The sequence below is a fragment of the Chitinophaga sp. Cy-1792 genome, from assembly GCF_011752935.1.
Classification (GTDB): Bacteria; Bacteroidota; Bacteroidia; order Chitinophagales; family Chitinophagaceae; genus Chitinophaga.
This window is the reverse complement of the sequence record NZ_VWWO01000002.1, coordinates 583,947-603,686: the sequence shown is the minus strand read 5'-3', so window position 1 is coordinate 603,686 and position 19,740 is coordinate 583,947. Positions and strand designations below refer to the sequence as shown.

17 protein-coding genes are annotated in these 19,740 nt (G+C 47.3%); 5 read left to right on the top strand and 12 right to left on the bottom strand.

Features of this window, described 5'->3' with window-relative positions; all coding sequences use genetic code 11:
* Window positions 1-2: 2 nt before the first annotated feature.
* Window positions 3-1,151 carry an NAD(P)/FAD-dependent oxidoreductase gene (locus F3J22_RS16735; protein ID WP_167019095.1) on the top strand — a complete coding sequence of 383 codons (1,149 nt, stop codon included), beginning with the start codon at window positions 3-5 and terminating at the stop codon, window positions 1,149-1,151.
* 2 nt (window positions 1,152-1,153) lie between these two features.
* On the opposite strand, the gene F3J22_RS16730 is transcribed toward F3J22_RS16735, so the two are convergent.
* The gene (locus F3J22_RS16730; RefSeq protein ID WP_167019094.1) at window positions 1,154-1,735 is read right to left on the bottom strand and encodes an RNA polymerase sigma factor; all 582 of its coding nucleotides are present in this window, start codon (window positions 1,733-1,735) and stop codon (window positions 1,154-1,156) included.
* Window positions 1,736-1,784: 49 nt separating this feature from the next.
* Entirely contained in the window at window positions 1,785-2,396 is a 612-nt protein-coding gene (locus tag F3J22_RS16725; RefSeq protein WP_205195377.1) for a YtfJ family protein, read from the bottom strand.
* A 13-nt stretch (window positions 2,397-2,409) separates the two neighbouring features.
* On the opposite strand from F3J22_RS16725, the gene F3J22_RS16720 reads away from it, so the two are divergent.
* From F3J22_RS16720 to F3J22_RS16710, 3 genes are read left to right on the top strand one after another with little or no spacing between them, the layout of a single operon-like run.
* On the top strand, window positions 2,410-3,597 hold the full coding sequence (locus F3J22_RS16720; protein WP_167019093.1) for a BamA/TamA family outer membrane protein: 1,188 nt from the start codon (window positions 2,410-2,412) through the stop codon (window positions 3,595-3,597).
* Entirely contained in the window at window positions 3,597-5,294 is a 1,698-nt protein-coding gene (locus F3J22_RS16715; RefSeq protein ID WP_167019092.1) for a phosphoethanolamine transferase, read from the top strand. The genes F3J22_RS16720 and F3J22_RS16715 overlap by 1 nt, the downstream gene beginning before the upstream one ends.
* 33 nt (window positions 5,295-5,327) lie before the next feature.
* A complete protein-coding gene (locus F3J22_RS16710) occupies window positions 5,328-5,696 on the top strand; it encodes a DUF1304 domain-containing protein (RefSeq protein WP_167019091.1) in 369 nt (122 codons plus the stop codon).
* Between the two features lies 1 nt (window position 5,697).
* On the opposite strand, the gene F3J22_RS16705 is transcribed toward F3J22_RS16710, so the two are convergent.
* Window positions 5,698-7,569: a tetratricopeptide repeat protein gene (locus F3J22_RS16705; RefSeq protein WP_167019090.1), complete on the bottom strand. Its 1,872-nt coding sequence runs from the start codon at window positions 7,567-7,569 to the stop codon at window positions 5,698-5,700.
* A 222-nt stretch (window positions 7,570-7,791) separates the two neighbouring features.
* Between F3J22_RS16705 and msrB the strand changes: the two genes are divergently transcribed.
* Window positions 7,792-8,235 (top strand): peptide-methionine (R)-S-oxide reductase MsrB, encoded by a 444-nt coding sequence (gene msrB / locus F3J22_RS16700; RefSeq protein WP_240155115.1) that lies wholly within the window; start codon window positions 7,792-7,794, stop codon window positions 8,233-8,235.
* Between the two features lie 125 nt (window positions 8,236-8,360).
* On the opposite strand, the gene F3J22_RS16695 is transcribed toward msrB, so the two are convergent.
* From F3J22_RS16695 to F3J22_RS16655, 9 genes are all read right to left on the bottom strand, one after another.
* Entirely contained in the window at window positions 8,361-8,837 is a 477-nt protein-coding gene (locus F3J22_RS16695) for a hypothetical protein (RefSeq protein WP_167019088.1), read from the bottom strand.
* A 52-nt stretch (window positions 8,838-8,889) separates the two neighbouring features.
* Window positions 8,890-9,381, bottom strand: a complete 492-nt coding sequence (locus F3J22_RS16690; protein WP_167019087.1) for a hypothetical protein — start codon at window positions 9,379-9,381, stop codon at window positions 8,890-8,892.
* Window positions 9,382-9,387: 6 nt separating this feature from the next.
* A complete protein-coding gene (locus tag F3J22_RS16685) occupies window positions 9,388-9,840 on the bottom strand; it encodes a hypothetical protein (RefSeq protein WP_167019086.1) in 453 nt (150 codons plus the stop codon).
* Window positions 9,841-9,943: 103 nt separating this feature from the next.
* A complete protein-coding gene (locus F3J22_RS16680) occupies window positions 9,944-11,011 on the bottom strand; it encodes a S9 family peptidase (protein ID WP_167019085.1) in 1,068 nt (355 codons plus the stop codon).
* The gene (locus F3J22_RS16675; RefSeq protein ID WP_167019084.1) at window positions 11,008-13,002 is read right to left on the bottom strand and encodes a redoxin domain-containing protein; all 1,995 of its coding nucleotides are present in this window, start codon (window positions 13,000-13,002) and stop codon (window positions 11,008-11,010) included. Before F3J22_RS16675 ends, F3J22_RS16680 begins: the two co-directional genes overlap by 4 nt.
* Before the next feature lie 37 nt (window positions 13,003-13,039).
* Window positions 13,040-14,398, bottom strand: coding sequence for a RagB/SusD family nutrient uptake outer membrane protein (locus F3J22_RS16670; RefSeq protein ID WP_167019083.1), 1,359 nt, complete (start codon window positions 14,396-14,398; stop codon window positions 13,040-13,042).
* A gap of 21 nt (window positions 14,399-14,419) precedes the next feature.
* Window positions 14,420-17,980 (bottom strand): SusC/RagA family TonB-linked outer membrane protein, encoded by a 3,561-nt coding sequence (locus F3J22_RS16665; protein ID WP_167019082.1) that lies wholly within the window; start codon window positions 17,978-17,980, stop codon window positions 14,420-14,422.
* Window positions 17,981-18,015: 35 nt separating this feature from the next.
* Window positions 18,016-19,038, bottom strand: coding sequence for a FecR family protein (locus F3J22_RS16660; protein WP_167019081.1), 1,023 nt, complete (start codon window positions 19,036-19,038; stop codon window positions 18,016-18,018).
* 94 nt (window positions 19,039-19,132) lie between these two features.
* On the bottom strand, window positions 19,133-19,675 hold the full coding sequence (locus F3J22_RS16655) for an RNA polymerase sigma-70 factor (protein ID WP_167019080.1): 543 nt from the start codon (window positions 19,673-19,675) through the stop codon (window positions 19,133-19,135).
* Window positions 19,676-19,740: the final 65 nt, after the last annotated feature.

Below are 19,740 nucleotides of genomic sequence, written 5' to 3'. Positions count from 1 at the left end.
TTATGCAACTGATTAAAGATAAACAGATTGCCATTGTAGGTGGTGGTCCTGGCGGACTGACACTGGCAAGACTGCTGCAAATGAAAGGCGCACAGGTAAAAGTTTATGAACGCGACCTCAACCGGCAGGTACGTGTGCAAGGCGCTACACTCGACCTCCATGAAGATGCAGGTTTGCTCGCCCTCGAACATGCCGGACTGATGGAAGCATTCAAAAAATACTACCGTCCGGGTGCCGACAGGATCCGCATTATGGACAAGGATGCCCGGATTTTGTACGATGAACACCATGCCGCTCATGAAGGCTGGAACAGGCCGGAAATTGACCGTGGCCCGCTACGGGAATTAATGTTGAACTCCCTGCAGGATGATACTGTAACCTGGGACAGCCAGTTTGTATCCATGGAGGCCGCCGGCGAAGGCTGGGAACTGCTGTTTAAAAACGGGCATAAAGCCTATGCAGATCTCGTTATTGCTGCCGATGGCGCCAACTCACGCATCAGGCCCTATATCACGGATATAAAGCCTTTCTATTCCGGGGTTACCGGTATTGAAGGCGCGGTATATGATGCGGCAACAGCATTGCCGGAAGTGCATGCTCTGTTGCAGGATGGAAAGATATTCATTCTTGGAGACGGAAAATCGCTGATCATCAGCTCGAAAGGCGATGGCAGTATGGTTTTCTACGCGGGTTTTAACTGTGAGGAAGACTGGCACCGCAACAACGGTATCGACTATTCGGATATTGCGCAGGTAAGTCAATGGTTCAGGCAGGAATATGCCGGATGGGCTTCGGTATGGAACAGTTTGTTTGAAAAGGCCAGCAAAGCCTTTATTGTAAGGCCTATGTATTGCATACCTCCCTATGAATCATGGGTAACGCTGCCTAACCTGACGATGCTGGGCGATGCAGCACACCTGATGCCTCCCTATGCAGGCGAAGGGGTGAATATGGCCATGAAAGATGCCCTGGACCTCAGTATAGCACTCACCGGTACAGACCATAGCAGCATACCTGCTGCCATTGCTGCCTATGAACAGGATATGCGTCAGCGTGCAGGGGCAGCCGCTGAGCAGACGCTTGCACAAACAGCGTCGATACATTCCGCAGCGGGACTGAAAAATTTGCTGGAGATGTTTACGGAAATTTAGATTCAGGACTGCTTTAACAGATAGAACAATACCAGCAGCGAGAAATTCCCGAAGCTGTTATGTAAAGATTCCAGGGCCGTACGCAGCAAGCTGTGTGTACCTCCGGAATGCATATTCATGATATCGCCGACCCTTTCCTGGGGAATACCTTCATAATACTTCAGGTACATGGCTTCCCGCTGGCGGTTAGACAAAGACTGCAGCAGGGTTTCCCATCTTCCGTAAAGGTCTGTCATCCGGCTTTTGGCGATGAGCGGATGCCTGTCTGGCAGGTCCAGGCAGAAAGGGATATGTTCACCGCTGAGTGAATGCGGGTTTCGGCTGGAATTGTATTCCAGGTTTCCCAGCAATATCTTGCGGAAGGAGCCGTACAACAGTTCCTTTACAGAGGCTGCATAAGCCATCTGGTGTCTGTTTTGCCATAGCCTGCGGAAAAGGTCCTGTATGCTCTCATCTATACAGAAATCATCAGTGGTAAATTTACCACCGTAATTAGCGAGCGGGTTATAGAACTGCGAATACAGTCCTTCGAGGCCTCTTAGCTCTCCGGCTTTACAGGATAGCCATAATTCATTTTCGTGCATAACATGCGGTGATTGATCTTATCAGGGGATATCAATATATACGGAATATCTAGCTATGTTGCTTTATCACGTGTAATAAATCCTTTCTTTCTTCTGCGGTTAGTTCGCCGGCTTTATAAAATTGTACGGTAGCTGTTTTATCGATAAAGATGATGACGAATTTGTTGTTAACATCTCCCATATGCCAGGATTTGCTGAGGGTATTATTGACATCTGTATAGATGTTGGCACCCGTTTGATTCACTTCTCTCCTGACCATCATCCGGACAATACTATTCGGAAGTAGCGGCGCATCCTTTAAGTTAACCACTCCAAAGGCAAAAATGTTCGGGCTTGAAATAGGATGTGCCTTTAAATAATTTGTAATGGTCTTATTCTGAGAGGCATGATCCGGATCGGGGTAAAAAATTAACAGGGATTTTTCTCCGAAGTGCGGTAATGTCATGGGTTTATTACTGGCATCACGGATCGTAATCTGGGTTACCTTATCTCCTTTTTTGAGCTGTGCGGACAATTGCAGATGAAAGCAAAGGGCGCACCACATAATCAATCCTGTTTTCATATATACGTACCTGGGGTGAAGAAACTTTGAGCAGACACTCATCCTTTTGTCGAAAAAGGTGTTATAGGTTACAGATGTCTGTTCTATGTTAAAAAACATATTTTTTTACATTTTGTTTCTGACACCGCTTCAATTGTATGCCGGTGGTCCGGTAAGAGATACACTGCCACCATTGACCAAAGACAGCACCGTTACCCAGGGGATCACGCCTGACACGGCACTTATAGCGGCTGCAGATACGACCATTAAAGGAATCTTCAACAAAATTGTTTATTATCTCAAACACACCAACGATGTTCGTCCAAGGAAAAAATTCGATTTCAGTATAATCGGTGGTCCTTACTATGCGCCGGAAACCAGTGCAGGTATTGCTGCAATGTTTGCCGGCCTTTATAGCACCGACCGGGCAGATACTGCGCTACCGTTGTCCAGTATATCCGTTTACGGAACCGGGTCGCTGTCGGGTTTTTATGGCATAGGTATTAACAGCATCACCATTTTTCCGAATGAGCGCTTCCGGTTGCAGGTAAAGGCCTCCTTTAGTTCGCAACCAAACAAGTACTGGGGAATTGGCTATGATCAGGCATCTGACAAAGATAATTACACCAAATACACGCTGGTCACGAAGAAGATATCGGCAGATTTCAGTGCCTGTGTCAAGGGCAGACTTTTTGCAGGCGTCAGTGTCATTGTTAATGATGGCAGGGCACAGCAGATAGACACCAGTGGCGGCAAGCCCCTGATGCAGCCCGATCACGTATTCGGACTGGGTGTAGGTCCTTTTCTCACCTTTGACTCCAGGGATTTCATCCCCAATGCCTATAAGGGCATTTATGCCAGGCTAGGCTATAAATTCTTTCCATCCTTTTTGGGCAATACCGCTACTTTCCAGGGTTGGAATGCGCAATTTGACTGGTACAAGCGTGTCTGGAAGAACTGTATTCTGGCTACAGACTTGCTGGCAGAATCCAACACCAGTAATGTACCCTGGACACTGATGCCGGAAGCAGGAGGATCCAACCGCCTGCGCGGCTATTTTGAAGGGCGTTTCCGGGACGATAAATTCCTCACGGGGCAGGTAGAGCTGCGTCAGAAAATTTATGGCAGAAACGGTGCAGTAGTATGGTTTGGTGCGGGAAATGTGTTTCCTGAATTCAGTGCGCTCAGCTTCAACCAAACCCTTATCAGCTATGGTATCGGGTACAGATGGGAATTCAAGCGCAGGATCAATATACGCCTGGACTATGGCATGGGTAAAGACCAGTCCGGCTTTTATTTTGGCATTAATGAAGTTTTCTGATGAGAATGAGACTACACTGGAACCGCCAGGCCACCTATCTGCTCCTGTTTGCGATCAGCTGGGTAATCCCTAATATGGCGCTGGTTTGCATACATTTCACGTGGTTTAAACTGATATACAACCTGCTTTTCCCTTTTGCGCTGGCTGTTGCCCTGATTTCCGTATTCAGGAAGCCCGGCATTATGATGCTGCTGATGCTGCCGATGCTCATCATACATGCCTACGAAATCGTGTTCCTGTACCTGTTCCGCGAAGGGGTGATTACTACGGATATGTTCTTGAATACGGTTACCACGGATGTAGAGGAAAGCACGGAGTTGTTGGGAAACATCATGCCCAGCATTGTGATCGTATGTGTTTTATATCTTCCCATACTTACGCTCTCCATTATCTCCTGTTGCATGAAAATGCGACTACATGCAGGTTTCAGAAGAATATCCAGCTTATATAGCGGTGTATTCAGCCTGCTGTTACTGGGCATTGTGCTGGCAGCCGGCATCAGGCTGGACAAACAGGTATATCCCTTTAATGTCATGTACAACCTGAATTTTGCGATAGACAAATGGTACAGGGAGAAGCATTACCCGATTACTTCGGCGGGCTTCCGGTTTGAGGCAGTGAAGCAGGAAAACGCTGGCCAGCGCGAGGTTTATGTGCTGGTACTGGGAGAATCCGCCAGGGCGATGAGCTGGAGTTTATACGGCTATCAGCAGGCCACCAATCCTACCTTACAGGAGATACCGGGGCTGATACCTTTTTCTGATATCACCAGTGAATCCAATGCCACTCAAAAGAGTGTGCCGTTGATATTGAGTCCGGCGGATGCTTCCACTGCCGGCTGGCTTTATACCCGTAAGAGTATTTTGTCGTTGTTTAATGAAGCCGGTTTTCGTACCTGGTTCATTACCAACCAGGTGGCCAATCAGCAACTGATCGGGTTTTATTCACGGGAAGCAGAAAAATGGGTAGACATCAACCGGGGCACCAATAAAAAGAAAGCGATCGGGCAATATGATGCGAACCTGTTGCCACACCTCAAGGAGGCCCTGGATGCCGATTCCGCTGACGCTTTTATTGTCTTGCATATGCATGGTTCGCATTTCAAGTACACCAATCGTTATCCGGCAGACAGGGGCCATTTTCAGCCTGATCATCCGCTGGCCATCAAGATAGCGAATAAGGAAGAACTGATCAATGCATATGACAACAGCATCCGATATAGCGACAGCATTCTTACCAAAGTATTGCAGCTACTGGAGGAACGGCATTTATGTGCCAGCGTGTTGTACGTGTCTGACCATGGGGAGAATTTAATGGACGATGACCGGCATTTGTTTCTGCATAGCACCCCCTTCCCTACTTTTTATGAACTGAGAATCCCGTTGTTTCTATGGTTTTCATCTGCCTATAAAAAAATCTTTCCGGAAAAGGTGGCCAGGGCGGAAACCTGGCGTTATACGCCGGCGGATACACGCATTGTATTTCATACGCTGGCCGAGATTGCCGGCATACACAGTCCTTATATTATTACGAAGCAATCCGTGGTGAGTGCAGGGTTTGAGCCGGAGATCAGCAGGAATATACTTGGCGACCATGAAGAGCCGGAAGAGTATACCCGATATTTCAAGATACAGGATTATGAAGCGTTACAGCGGGAAGATTCCCTATTATCCGTGCGGCGGCATGCGAAGGATTAAATGCGTATATTAATAGTAAAAAAGCGAATATCCATGTTACCTATTATTGTCAAAATATTTATCGGTGCCATAGCGGCAGAGCATTTATATATTCTCTGGTTTGAGATGTTTGATTGGGAGAACCGGGGGAAGAAGATTTTCAAGGGTAAGTTTACAGACGAAATGTTTAAGGCAACCAAGGGGTTAGCGGCCAATCAGGGGCTTTATAATGGCTTTCTGGCGGCGGGGTTGATATGGTCGTTGCTGATCAGCAATGCGGAATGGCAGCATAACGTGGCCGTCTTTTTCCTGCTTTGTGTGGCCATAGCAGGCATTTACGGCGCTGCTACGGCCTCACGGAAAATATTTGTAGTGCAGGCGTTGCCGGCATTGATTACGTTGGTACTGGTAAGTTTATTATAGCCTAGAAGTCGCAGGTTTTAATCAGGCTGTTGGCCATGGTGATCTTCCTGGTGTCTCCATCGTCTTTGATTTCCACAAAGCGTTCCAGGCGCTGTGACCTTTCCACGAGGTAATCCTGATCGTAGTAATAGTTGGTGGTGGTCATGACGGGGCCATTCTGTGCAGTATAGGAGCCGGTATACACCCTTGCTGTTTTCCGCTGGTTGAAATTATGTACCAGCTGGATGAAGTATTTGCCGGGTTTGAGTCCTTCGAAGGAGAAGCGGCCATCTGCTCCTGAAACAGCTTCAATGGCGTATTTATTGGCTTCTTTAGACATGTATACACGGGTATTTTTCCCTTCTTTTTTATCACGGAGGCTGTACCATTCTTCCAGGTATGGTGTTACGGGGAAGAGCAGTACCCTGACACCTGAAGCGTTGAATATCAGGCCATCTTTTTTGGTACAGGCGCGGCCGACGATGCGGGAAGTACCGCGCTGGAGCGATGCCGCGGCCAGTTTAGCATCGAAGGTGCCTTCGGGATAGATACTTTTTGTTGATGAGCCTGCGGAAGCAGTAATTTTCCCGCCCAGGTCAGCATATTTCTTTTTATCCAGATTGGATTGCCTGGTATTGCCGGTGGCCTCATAGGCATCTGCCCTGTTGAGGTAAGCCAGCATATTGTTGGGATCTGCTTCGATGGCTTTGGAATAGTTATCGATAGCGGCTTTGAATTCTTCGTTATTGTGGTGCACCACACCAATGTTCAGCCATGCGTTTGAATAGCCGGGATTCATGGCAATGACATGGTTATAGTCTGCCAGTGCTGAATCAGGTTTATTTTTGATATTCAGGTAGATATTCCCTCTTTCGATATAGGCGTCGGCGTAGGTGGGGTCCAGGCGTATGGCGTGGTTATAGTCGGCGAAGGCGGAATCGGTTTGTTCCCATCTTAAAAACACCGCTGCCCTGTTGACGTAGTACTGTGCTTTGCCGGGGTTGAGCCGGATGGCATGGCAGTAATCTGTATAGGCTTCTACGGCTTTGTCCATCATAAAGTAGGTATTGCCGCGGTTGCCGTAGATGTCGGCATCGTTGGGGTTCATTGCTGCGACTTTATTATAATCGGTCAGGGCGACATCGTACCTGCCCAGTTTTTTATTCATAACCGCCCTGTTAAACCATGCGTCAGCATCTTTAGGGTTGAGGGTGGTTACCTGGCTGAAGTCGGCCAGGGCTTTTTCGTACTGTTGCTGGTTGTAGTAGATATTGCCTCGGGTGAAATAGGGTCCGCTATATTGTGGGTTGAGACGGATGGCCTGGCTGAGTGCTTCCATGGCGGCATCCGTTTGTTTGCGATCGTTCAGGATGCGGGCCCGTTTAACGTAGCAGAGGGTGAAGTCGGGCTGTAGTCTGATGGCGTTGTTAAAATCTGCCAGGGCGGCATCGTCATTTTTACGGCTTTCGTAGACGATACCTCTGGCGTAGTATTCCCAGGCTGATTTAGGGCTACTGAGTAGCTTCAGGGCCTTGTCGAAAGTTTTTTCTGACAGGGGATCTTTATGCATATACTGGTAGCAGGCGCCTTCGAAAGCATAGTACACGCCATTATCAGGGGCCAGTTTTATGGCTTTTTCGTAGTCGGCGAGGCCGTTATCCAGGTCATTGTCGACAACGAGGATCCGGCCGTGCAGGGCATATGCCAGGGCATTATTTTTATCTCTTGAGATGATATCCGCCGTTAAAGTTTTTGTTTGGGCGAAATTACCTGCCATAAACTGGCTGAGGGCGTTATCGGCAGGGTTCTGTGCGCTGGCGCCGGCAAATATTCCTGAGAAAAAGATTGCTACGAGCGTACTGGCACATTTTGGGCGAAAGATGGCAGTGTTCATTGGGTTTATTTACTTAAAACATGGTTTTTCCGTATGATGAATATATCAGGTTCCAAATATAGCTTATATCCCTAACTTTGTAAACGGGAGACGAGATCTCCGCTCCGATCATCTCACAAAAAAATAAAAATGAAAGCGTTATTCTCCAACATAATTCTATTGTTAATCTGTGGGCTTCTTGCCCAGACCTCCTGTAAAGGACAAACAAAAAAAACTGAGACTATGAGTAATGACCATAAGAACAACCCGTACTATTCCCGTACGGACACGAACCATCTGAATGTCAGCAATGCGGAGTGGAAAAAGATTCTGCCGCCGGATTTGTACAATGTGGCAAGGGAACAGGGCACAGAGCGTGCATTTACCGGTAAATACTGGGATAGTGAAACAAGAGGCACTTATTATTGCGCCGTATGTGGTAATAAGCTATTCCGTTCAGACGCGAAGTTTGCCAGCAGCTGCGGATGGCCAAGTTTCTTTGAAGCGGTACGTCCGAACGCGGTGATTTACAAGCCAGACAATTCCTTTGGCATGGAGCGTATTGAAGTAGAGTGCGCCCGTTGCAACTCGCACCTGGGGCATATCTTCGATGACGGGCCAGCGCCAACGCATAAACGGTTTTGTATGAATTCGGTATCGCTGGATTTTGAGCCGGATGCGAAGTAAGATTTTCCTGAGAAGCGCCGTTCGGCGCTTTTCTTTTTTCACGCAAAGCAGCATAAGGAGCAAAGCAGCATAAGACCTATGTTTTGTTGTTTTGCAAATGTACGGGCAGGAAAGGCTTGTTTTAATTAATTTGCCGGGATTGGCTGCATTTTTTTCGCTTGTTTTTTTCTTCTAAGCCCAATGATAACATTGATCAACAGCAATGATTGCAGACCCAGGTAAGCATATGCGAATAGCTGAATGTAACCGAAATAAACGGCTGCACCTAAGATAATCGCCAATACCGATTCAACAGGATCACTAAATCCAAGATTCAACAATAGCCATATAAATGGTACCGTACAGACGAAGGATAAAACAACGTGTATCCATGTCAGTTTACTGATAAGCGTTAACTTCCTGCAACCATAATAAACGGCGATTGGTATTACCAGGAATAGGCACCCACATAGCGAGAATTCCGGTACCACGCTCCCTTTCCGGGTGTTTCCGTCATTGCTGAAATAATCCGTTGGGTATAACGTCCAACACAATGCACAAACGAGGAGTATCAGTACTGGGATAAACAGTATCAGCCAGGGTCGCTGTTTTAATTGCTTCATAAAAAATTTTTAAATAATAACTACCATACTTGCGGTCAGACTAAATCCATTGTTATACTTCAGCTTGCGTAGATAAATTCATTTTTTTTGTCTGCCTGTTTTTTTTCCAATAGTACAAACAGATATTGACAAAGAAGAGCAATTGCAGCAGGACAAATAACCTGGTAAGGGATTCCGTCAGATCCATTCCCATTACAGTATATGAAAGTCTTTCAGCCTTCGTTAATTGCGGATAGGCATTTTGCAAGAGACGTGCTAATAAAAAATATAACGTAAAATAAAGTCCGGCACAGATAAAACATAAGATAACGTGTACCCATGTCAGTAAGTTTGAAAACAACCAGGAATGGCAATAATGATACACCACAATCAATACTGCCAGTGCTACTGCGCCCAGGGCCATACCCTGTGTTATGCTAAATAACCCAAAATCGTATTTATAAAAATAATCATGGGGATTACTGCCCCAAAATAGGCCGGTCATTATCATTATTACGATAGGGACAAACAGTATCAGCCAGGGTTGCTGTTTTAATTTCTTCATAAAAAATTATTTCTTTTTACTACTAATTATTACACCTGCGATCAGGTTATAGAAAAACACGAATTGTAATAATAATAACAGCAATACACCTATAGCAGCCCAGCGATCCCAGCTACTCCTCTCAAATAATGTCGTATAACTTATACCCGCATCAGTCATTTGCTGATTCATTTTCCATTGCGACCAGGTAATGCAGCCATAGCTGAACAGTACTGTGGCAAAGGAACCTAGTATATGCGTCCAGGTTAGTATATTCGAATACAGCAGTTTTTTCGTAAAAAAGTAGATCAGTGCCGGTAGCAAGGACAGTATGGCCAGAACGGCATACCATTGTGATCCGGCAATAACAAAATAGGTATCATGTATGTGAAGATCTATTGCCGTTTTGGTGGTCAGTGCAAGTATTACAAAGATGATTACCAACAGACTAAAAGGATGCCAGGGCTTAATTCTATTCATATGCTACAAATTACGCTATGAATATATTCTTTTTTAAATAAAAACAGCTCCCAAAAGAGAGCTGTGGATACCTATACTTACGTTTTTGCTTATGAGAAAAATGTTACCTGATTGTTGATTTTATGAAACGGCGAATTGCTGTGATAACGCTCTGGTCTATATCGCCCGGCAGTCGTGGTAATTCATCATTGGTGCAGGTATTGCAATGCAGCAGCAGGTGGTTTAATCCTGGCAGTACAATGGTTTGCACCTGTTTATTACCAGCGGCCGCTAAACTTTCCATGATTACTTTAAAGTTAGGTGCGTAGGGCACCATGATGTCTTTGTCGCCGTTGAGTGCGAGGAATGGCACTTTGATTTTCTGCAGTAGCGGCACCGGGTCGTAGCGTATGTGGTATTGGTACCATCGGCCGGTGGCCTGCCGGATATACGAATCTGCGAAGTAGCGCATATGGTCGGCGATGCCGGGTTTATCAACGGCATAGGCGCTGTCGTCCGCATGTTTCCATTGGTTATAAGTAGCACGCAGTTTAGCTTCCATTTGCGGCGTATAGGCGTAACAGTAAGCCGTATCAAACATGCGTGTATTGATGGTACGGTGCCTGTTCTTATCGTAGTCGCTGATAGGCGCTGCCTCGATGAGGGCCATGTTCTGGTACATCAGTGCATCGATGCCTCGGGTGGCGAGTCCGGCGAGGGTGATTACAAAATCAACCTGTTGTGGCGCCTGGGCGGCGGCGATGATGGCAGCGGCGCCGCCTTCGCTGTGGCCTATGAGGCCTATTTTCCCGATACGGGGTTGTTTACGCAGAAAGGCGACTGCCGCTAATGCGTCGTTGGCAAAATCTGCGGTGGTAGCCTCTTCATAGGTACCATTGGTTTCACCTGTCCCCCTGTCGTCAGTACGAAGAACGGCGATACCGGCAGCTGCGAGGGAATCCGCCAGGGCTTTGAACATTTTATGTCCGGCCATGGTGCCATCGCGGTCTTGTTTTCCGGTACCGCTGAGCAGCACTACTGCCGGAACTTTACCTTTTATGGCCGGCATGGTGAGGGTGCCACCGAAGCGAATGGTGTCGTTATTGCTGAAGTGCACGGGGGTGCTTACCTGCGCATGAAGCGCAGGTAATATGATCAGCAGGAAGAGGAGCACCCCTGATAATTTTCTCATCCTTCCTTTTTTAACAGGTCAATGATATAGCTGATTTCATCAGCGAGGGCGCTGGGACTGCCTTTGTAGCCACTGCCCATCCAGCGGATAACACCGTGCCTGTCGATGATGAATTTTGCCGGGATACCGGAGAAGCCCATGCCTCTTACAAAGTTATTGTAGGCATCATCGAGGTGACCGGTGGTTTTGCTTTTGCTGTCGAGCAGAACGCTGAAGTTGTAATTTTTATCTTTCAGAAACTGCCTGATAGCCGCTTTATAGTCGGGTTTTGTTTCCTGTGTGGCGATGAAATAAAACGCTACCTCTTTATCATTTGCGTATTTATTAACCGCCATCTGCATGCCTGGCATGGCTTCTTTACAAGGGCCGCACCAGGTAGCCCAGAAGTCGAGGACAACGACTTTACCTTTCAGTTTTGCCAGTTCTGTGTTTCCGCCGGCGAGGTTTTCCAGTTTAAATGCAGGCGCATCTTTCCGGATCATCTGGGCGCGTAGTGCTTCGCGCTCCGCGTTGAGGTCGTCCGGGTTTTTCATACCTTCAAAGTATGCTTCAAAACCCTTATCAGACTTATGTTTCGCGACATAATCCTGTTTCAGCACCGTGATAATTTCAGGAGAAGCCTTGTTGCCGCGGGCAGCATTTTCCGCCACCTGGAGGGCTTCCTGCTGGTGGCCGGTAGCCAGCAGTACCTGCGCGTATAGGCTGAGGAAGTCGGCGCGCTGTGCCATAGGCTGTTCTTTTACTTTATTCAGCCATAGCAGTGCTTCCTTATCGTTGTGTTGCTGGTGCAACAGGCGTGCATGGCCCATGAAGGCAGCAACGGAGAGCGACAGCACGTAATCGCGCCACTGCAAAGGACTGTATAAATTGCTGTTGTCACCGATACGTTTGTTCGTATAGGCGTCTATGTGATTCACCAGTTTAACGGAATAGGGAAAAGCATCTGCCATTTTGATCTGATCATGGTCGAGGGCGTTCATGATGAGGAGGCGATGGAATTCCGTCAGGCATACCAGCGGTGCGTTGTCCATCATTTTATCGAGGATATCGAGGCGCTGATTTCTCTGCACATACTGGTATACAATAGCCCTGAATACTTTACCGTAATACAGCTGCGTGGTTTCTGTATTTACGTGTTGAAATTTTTCTAACGGCCAGCGCTGTACGAAAATCTGCCAGAGGGAATCACGTTCTTTTTCGCTGGCGCGGAACAGTTTATAGATCATCTGGTCCCTGGCGGTGATGCCATCAGGAAATTTACTGTCAATGATGTTATTGACAGAATCTGCTGCGGCGTTGTTACCCAGGATATTTTTAAATGCTTTTGCAACAGACATCAGTTCTGATTCAGTAACATCCGGCAGACTACCGACATATTTCCCCTGTTTGAAGATAATGGAATCAGCGGCAGCGCCACGTTCCTTTTTCACCAGTTGCATTGCCGGATAATAGATATGTCGGCGGCTGTCCGGGTAGTACTTCAATTCATTGTTCATCCAGAACAGTGCTACATCATCACCGATGTAAGCCGAATCTGTGATGGCGGGCGGCATGTCCTGTTTCATGAAAGCAGTGCGCAGCATGCCCCAGGCGGCGTAGCTGGTGGGCATTTGCTGCCCCTGCTTATCGAAGACCATTGCAGCATGGGGCCATTTGTTTCCTTTATCCGTTTTACCGTTAGCATTGAAAGTCATGATGACAATCGCTGCTTTTTCCGGTATATACATTTTTCCTATCCAGCCGCTATCCACCATTCTCATGGGCATATCGATGGTTTCCCAGGCGTTGTTGCGGTAGAACCATACCACGCCATTCACAGGCGCCAGGCCTTGCAGCGCGGAACCTTCCGGGTTATAGAATACCTGTGCGGAATCGCCGGCAACGGGCCTTTCAGGGGTAAATTTTGCGGTTTCAACATAGTGCTGTTGTGCCATGGCAGTGCCAGTACATACTGTCATCGGCAGTATGAGTGCAGAAATAAATTTCTTCATCAAAATAAATTTAAAGCATGGTTATCCGTGTCAGACCTTACCTGGGATTTTGTTCCAGTGAAGGGTTGAGCTGAATATTATATTGCGGAACAGGATATACATATCTGTTACTTCCTGGTTCCAGGGTATACGATTCGTTTGTAAGCAGGTTGGTGCGGGTAACAGGTGAAGTAAAACGGGCATCTCCCGCTAGTCTCTTCTGATCAAACCATCTCATACATTTAAATGCCAGTTCTCTCCTTCTCTCCTGTAATACTTTTACCAGTGCGTCGTCTTTATCGCTTGCAGTGAGGGCCACATAATCAGCTGCCTTAAAGCGTTTCTGACGGAGGGTGTTGATGGTCGTCATGGCGCCGGCGGCATCGCCTGCCCTTGCCTGTCCTTCAGCTTTTATCAGCATCATTTCAGGAACGGAAGGCCCCAGGTTACGGTTTTCACCACTGAGCACTTCCGTACTGCTCATCCGGTAGGTAACACCGTTTAATACATAATCCTGTGTCAGCAATGTATAACGGCTATCCTTTTTATCGAAGAGCGCGAGCAGACTTTTGCTCAGCATCAGGTACACCGACCAGGCGTGGCTACTGCCGGCCTTCTTGGAGAGGATCACTTCCGGGTTATTGAGTCGCACAGGATAGGTAGTCAGTGCAGGTAAATCGTTCAGTGTATTTTGAATAGTCAATGCACTGGCCGCATTTTTTCCTGCCTCCTCATAATTACCCATCTGAAGGTATACCCTTGCCAGCAAAGCATATGCGGCAGCCTGTGAAGGATAGATATTATAATTATTCAATGCAGGCAGATCTGGTATTGCGGCGGTAAGATCCGCGATGACGTTATCATAGGCAGCCTTCACCGTAGTACGTGTGGGGATGAGGGCTACATCAGGGTCCAGCACGAGCGGCACACCGAGATCAGCGTTGCTGGTGGTGGCATCATATTGTTTGCCATATTCATTTACCAGCGTGAAATAGTTATAGGCACGGTGTACGCGGGCTTCTGCCAGCACCTGTTTTTTATCTTTCAGGTTACCGCCGCTGCTGCTCATCACATCACGGATGACGAGATTGCAGGGATAGTTGGAAGCGTACAAGAGCTTCCAGTCCGGGTCGGCGGTATTGATATCGTAGTATTGAGCGCCCCACATATAGGCATTCATGACCTGTGTGGCCAGGGCTTTCTGTTGGGTGAAGTCCAGGTATTCCTGATCATCGGCAGAGATATCCGGCATATCTATAGAGCGGTCAATAAATTCCTGGTTGTTCATCAGGTAACGGTAGTTCAGATAATCGCCTGGTGTCAGGGCACCTTCCGTTTTGATGTCGGTATATTTACCACAGCTCTGTAAAATCGCTGTGGTAAGTAGTATGGTGGAGATTAATTTATAGTTGCGCATTTTATTCACTTAGTCAGATGATTAAAAGGTGACGTTTACAGAAAAGTTGTAAGCGGCAGATGGCGGTATTTTCAGGTTACGGGTAGATGGTGGAAAATCAGGATCGTAACCAAGATCATTTTTTACCCATACCATGCCCAGGTTTCGGCCGGTGGCGGAAACAGAGAGGCCTTTGACAGGCAGGCGGCTCAATTTAGCCATTGGCACATCGTAAGTAAGTGATATTTCGCGCAGGCGAATATGATCTCCCGGTAATACATTTATATCTGCATTGGTATAGCGTGTAAGGCCGGTAGTACCATTTCCGGAGAGGCCGGGAACATTGGTAAATGCTTCATCGCCAGGTTTACGCCAGCGGTCAGCGATCAGGTTATTGGTTTCATAATTTGACAGCCCATACCTGCCAGGGTATTCGCCCGGAACAGCACGCTGGAACACATAACCGAATTTGTATGTCAGCATCACGTACAAGGAAATTCCTTTGTAGCGGAGTGTCTGCGAGAAGCTACCAAAATATGGCGGCGCTATTCGGCCGGCTAATTTCAGGTCGTTGATGGAACTAACGTTCTGGTATATACTGAGGGTATCTCCCTTACCTCCAATGATACGCGGACTACCGGCATTATCAAGTCCGGCATACCGGTATACCAGCAGGTAATCTGTAGGCAGGCCTGCAATCGGCGCACCGACGCCACCGGATTGTAATAAGGTGCTGGTGATATTGTAGCGGGCATCGGTTACCTTATTGGTGTTGTAGGAGAATACCAGCCGTGCATTCCAGTCCCAGTCGTTTTTACGGAGGATGGTTCCGCCGATAGCGATATCAATACCTTTACCGGTCATGGTAGAAGTGTTACGGGTAAGGTTATCGAAACCTACGGTATTGTCTACCGGGAACTGTGCAAACAGATCCGTTCCTTTTTTAGTATAGAACTCGATGGAACCAGTCAGCCTGTTATTTAACATGCTGAAATCTGCGCCGAAGTTATAGGTACCTGTTTGTTCCCAGCGGAGTCCCGGGTTTGCGGGGGAATTAAAACCGGCATAGGGATCGTTCGGTGCCGCATAGTAGGAAGCGATCAGGTAGATCTGGTCGTATGGCAATGCGGAGAGGCTGATATTACCGTTGATACCGTAGGTAGCGCGGAGTGTCAGGTTATTGAGCCATCCGATCTGCTGCATGAAGTCCTCTTTGGTCATATTCCAGGACATACCTGTAGACCAGAAAGGCTTTGCGCGGTATTTTTTATCGAGGCCGAAGTTATTGTAATCGTCGTACCTCGCGGAACCGGAGACGGTATATTTTCCGGCATAGGTATAGGCGAAGTTGCCGAGGTAAGAGAGGAATCTTTTATGTTGATTGGAATAGCTCTGACCAAACGGTACCTGGTACAGGTAACCATCTACAGAAACATAGTTGGATACATAATCTACCGGTTTATTGAACTGTGTAGCAGGATTAAAGCCATAGAGGCGGTTGGTGGAGGCTCCTTCTATTGTCTGGCGGGCTTCCATACCTGCCAGTGCATTGATCTGATGCAGGTTGGAGAAGTTGCGGTCGTAGTTGAGCTGGCCCCTGATGCTGTAGTTGTTTTTAGAAGCATCATTCATATTCATGATACCGCCGGTAGGCACACCATATACCAGTTTACCGTTGCTACCGATGGAGGTAGCGCCGTTGATGACGTTACGGGTATAGTAGCTACTATCGCTATTATATATCTTTCTTGAATTGTTATTCTTTTCCGCCATGTACTGCATATTGAACGTAAGCCCCTTGTAGACAGGTACATTCAGTCCTAATACAGCGCCATAGTTGCTTTCCGCTGCGGTATTATCTTCCATGGCTAATTCATTGATATAATTATATCGCCATGGTAAATATCCTTTTGCTTCCAGCGAAGTAAGCCGGCCGCTATAGTAAGCGCGGGAAAAATTCACACTATTACCATTATCATCTACCAGCTGATCATATGGCAGCAGCGGAAGAGAATTTCTTGCATATACGCCAATGCCCAGGGAGCCGGTGCTGTAACGGAACCAGCTACCGCGGAGGTTTGCGCTGAAGGTAATATTTTTAAACAGTTTGAAGTCCTGATTAACGGAGAGGGTCATACGTTCTCCGTAGTTATTTTTAGTGCTGGTATTTTCTTTATCATAGGCGCCGGAAACGAAATAGGTATGTCGGGCAGTACCGCCGCTGATATTGAGATCATAGTGCTGTGTGGATGCGGGCTGTACGAGGTATTTCATCACCTGATCCCGGGAATCTCTTCCTTTCAGGATGGTGAAGAAGCTATCTTCCTGTGCCTGCGTGATCTCCCCTCTTTTGAGTTTAAACATCCAGTCTACCCCATCGCTGACAGGGCGCTGGCTGGCGCCAGACAGTTTGGTTGGATCCGTGATAAAGCCTTTGGTTACCAGTTCCTGTTCATAGTCCAGCATTTGTGCGGCGTTCATGAGGGGCAGCGTATTGAGGCGTGGTTTACCATTGAATCCTGCACCTGCGGTAAAGGAAATGCGTGGCGCACCGTCGCCGGCCTTCCCTTTTTTGGTGGTCACTACGATGACACCCGCTGAGGCTCTGGCACCCCAGATAGAGGCTGCGGCAGCGTCTTTCAGGAAGGTGATCTGTTCAACATCGGCCGGGTTGAGTGTACGTATATCCATCTCCGTAGGAAATCCATCTACAACAATCAATGGTCTTCTGTTAACACCATTATTAGCGATGGTAGAGGCACCGCGGATGGTAATATTGTAACTGCCTTCTCCCTGGTTGCTACCGGTAAGATTGGTATATACGAAGCTATTATCAGATTCGGTGAGGTTGAGTTGAACGCCGGGGACTTGTCCTTCCAGGCGGTTGATAACATTGGGCACCGGAATTTTTTCCAGGTCTTTGGCGGTAACGATACCGAAGGAGCCGGTAGCTCTTTCCTTTGGCAGGTTGACATAACCCGTGGACACTACCTCTACCTGTTTGAGGTTGCCCATACGTTCCTTGAGGGTTACGTTGATGGCTTTAGCGGCGCCAATCATCACATTGCGTGATTCAAAACCGACGCTGGAAAAAGACAGCATTCTTTCATTTTCGGGCACCTGGATATAGAATTCTCCGTTATCGTTCGTGAAGGCCATCTTTTTAGAATCGAGTCCCAGCACGGTTACGCCCGGGATGGCCTGTTGATCGTTGTTGGTTACCCGGCCGGAAAGGCTACGGGTACCAACAACATTTTCAACAGTGATTTCAATCTGACGGGAAGGGTGTGAATCTGTAGTTTGTTTTTTGATGACTACATTATTCCCTTTGATGGCATAGGTCAGACCAGTGTTTTTCAGCAGTTTATCCAGGGCGTTATCCAATGTTTCGTTGGTAACATCGAATTTCACGGCAGGTAATGCATCCAGTTCTTTAGACTGGTAGCCAAAATACTTTCCTGTCTGTTGCTGCATGAGTCTAAGCACTTCTTTCACGCTGGTACCGGCGAGGTGAAGTGTTACCTTAGGTTCACTTACCTGTGCAGACACGGCATAGTTAAGGCATAGCAATGCCATGAGCACTACAACAATCTTTTTTGTCATCTCGTACTTTAATTGGTTGATGATAAAGGGTAGTTCTAATAAACTACATAACCGTTACTGTTTCTGGCATATTTGGCATTGGCCAGTTCACATATGTTGTCGAGGGCACTCTCAACGGATGTATTCTTCCGAAATCCAGTGGTGATGAGGAGGTTGGCCAACTCCTTATTTTTAATGGTGATGTTTATCCCATAAAAGATCTGAAGATCTTTTACTATATCTTCCATGGATTCGTCGTTGAAGGCGATGTCGCCCGACTGCCAGGCGGCGATGCCGGCTTCCGTAATATTTCTGGTGATGATTTCGCTGGAATTGACAGACAGGCGTACTTCCTGGCCTTTAACCAACGTAGACAGATCCCGTTGATTTTTACTCACTTTCACCTTTCCTGTTACAACAGAAACGATGGTTTGTTTTCTATCGGGGTATGCTTTTATGTTAAAAGAAGTACCCAGCACTGTTGTTCTAATACCTCCGGCAGCATGAATTACAAACGGCCACTGTGCGGCATTTGACACTTCGAAGAAGGCTTCCCCTTCCAGGAATATTTCGCGGCATTTGTCATCGAATTTATCCGGGTACCTGATTTCCGTAGCGCCATTTAAGACGATGCGGGTGCTATCAGACAGTACGATTACTTTTCGTTCGTGGGTGCCTGTATGAATGGTGGTGGTGGCTGCCAGCAGTGATACCGCTGTTGTTTTTGCCGCATTATCGGCGATGGTGACCGTTGGTCTGGCATTACCTTTCCACATCCATGCGGCGGCGCTGATCACGAGGAGCAGCCCAGCAGCAGCGGCTATGCGGCGATATGTCTTTGCCTTTGAAATGGGTACCACCGGTGTATTGTCGGCGGCATTGAGTTGTCCGAGGTAATTGATATAGGAAGATGATTGCGTATCCTGACGAATCTGTTGATAGAGTTCATCGAGGAATTCGTGCAGCTGTTCATCGTTGCGGTAAAGTGCATACAGGTCGAAGAATTCGTCCCTTTCAGCGTCGGTACAGTTACCGGCGACGTATCGCTCAAATAATCTTTTAAAATGTTCCTTATTCAATTCCCGGCTACAATTAAAAATCAGCAGAAAATAGCATCTGCATATATGAGACGATTACAAAAGGGGGATGTCCTATTGGGCGGGAAAAAATTTTTTAAAAAAGTTTTATTTGTCCGGCTACCACCTTCCTAAGGTAGCTCAAAGCCGCTGTGAGCTGGTTTTTCACGGTAGACGGGGATATTTCCAGTTCTTCTGCGATTTCGTTGCGGCTACGGCCTTCTACCTGGGAGAGCTGGTAGATGAGACGGCGCTGGGGAGGCAGTTTGCTGATAGCCTCTGCCAGTGCGATTTCATATTCTTTGGCAGCGAGGGTATCGAAGGTATTGGCTTCTTCCCACTGGCGGCCGGAGAAGTAGTCGGCGCGCAGTTTACGGTCGTTAGCCAGCTGGCGCAGCACGTCCATCACCTTGTTTCGCACCATGCGATACAGGTAGTCCTCCATATTATGGATATCGGCAAACTGGTCACGGATGGACCATAGCTTTATAAATACCTCCTGGATAATGTCGCGGGCGAGCAGTTCAGACTGTACAGTTTTGAGGGCAAAATAATAGAGCGGGTTTTCATATAAGCGGAAGTAGTCTGTAAATTGCTGCAGCAGCGCCGTTTCATCCGTCTTATCTGTCAACTTCCTCAATGCTGTGTGATTTTGTTAGCGGGTCAAACTTAGTAAAAAAATAATTAGGTAGTATTTTTTTTCTC

Bases quoted from the DNA above. Each gene is read 5' to 3' on its own strand.
- F3J22_RS16715 (WP_167019092.1), top strand. From the start codon at position 3,597: ATGAGAATGAGACTACACTGGAACCGCCAGGCCACCTATCTGCTCCTG.
- F3J22_RS16735 (WP_167019095.1), top strand. From the start codon at position 3: ATGCAACTGATTAAAGATAAACAGATTGCCATTGTAGGTGGTGGTCCT.
- F3J22_RS16710 (WP_167019091.1), top strand. From the start codon at position 5,328: ATGTTACCTATTATTGTCAAAATATTTATCGGTGCCATAGCGGCAGAG.
- msrB (WP_240155115.1), top strand. From the start codon at position 7,792: ATGAGTAATGACCATAAGAACAACCCGTACTATTCCCGTACGGACACG.
- F3J22_RS16690 (WP_167019087.1), bottom strand. From the start codon at position 9,381: ATGAAGAAATTAAAACAGCAACCCTGGCTGATACTGTTTGTCCCTATC.
- F3J22_RS16670 (WP_167019083.1), bottom strand. From the start codon at position 14,398: ATGCGCAACTATAAATTAATCTCCACCATACTACTTACCACAGCGATT.
- F3J22_RS16680 (WP_167019085.1), bottom strand. From the start codon at position 11,011: ATGAGAAAATTATCAGGGGTGCTCCTCTTCCTGCTGATCATATTACCT.
- F3J22_RS16695 (WP_167019088.1), bottom strand. From the start codon at position 8,837: ATGAAGCAATTAAAACAGCGACCCTGGCTGATACTGTTTATCCCAGTA.
- F3J22_RS16665 (WP_167019082.1), bottom strand. From the start codon at position 17,980: ATGACAAAAAAGATTGTTGTAGTGCTCATGGCATTGCTATGCCTTAAC.
- F3J22_RS16675 (WP_167019084.1), bottom strand. From the start codon at position 13,002: ATGAAGAAATTTATTTCTGCACTCATACTGCCGATGACAGTATGTACT.
- F3J22_RS16730 (WP_167019094.1), bottom strand. From the start codon at position 1,735: ATGCACGAAAATGAATTATGGCTATCCTGTAAAGCCGGAGAGCTAAGA.
- F3J22_RS16725 (WP_205195377.1), bottom strand. From the start codon at position 2,396: ATGTTTTTTAACATAGAACAGACATCTGTAACCTATAACACCTTTTTC.
- F3J22_RS16705 (WP_167019090.1), bottom strand. From the start codon at position 7,569: ATGAACACTGCCATCTTTCGCCCAAAATGTGCCAGTACGCTCGTAGCA.
- F3J22_RS16685 (WP_167019086.1), bottom strand. From the start codon at position 9,840: ATGAATAGAATTAAGCCCTGGCATCCTTTTAGTCTGTTGGTAATCATC.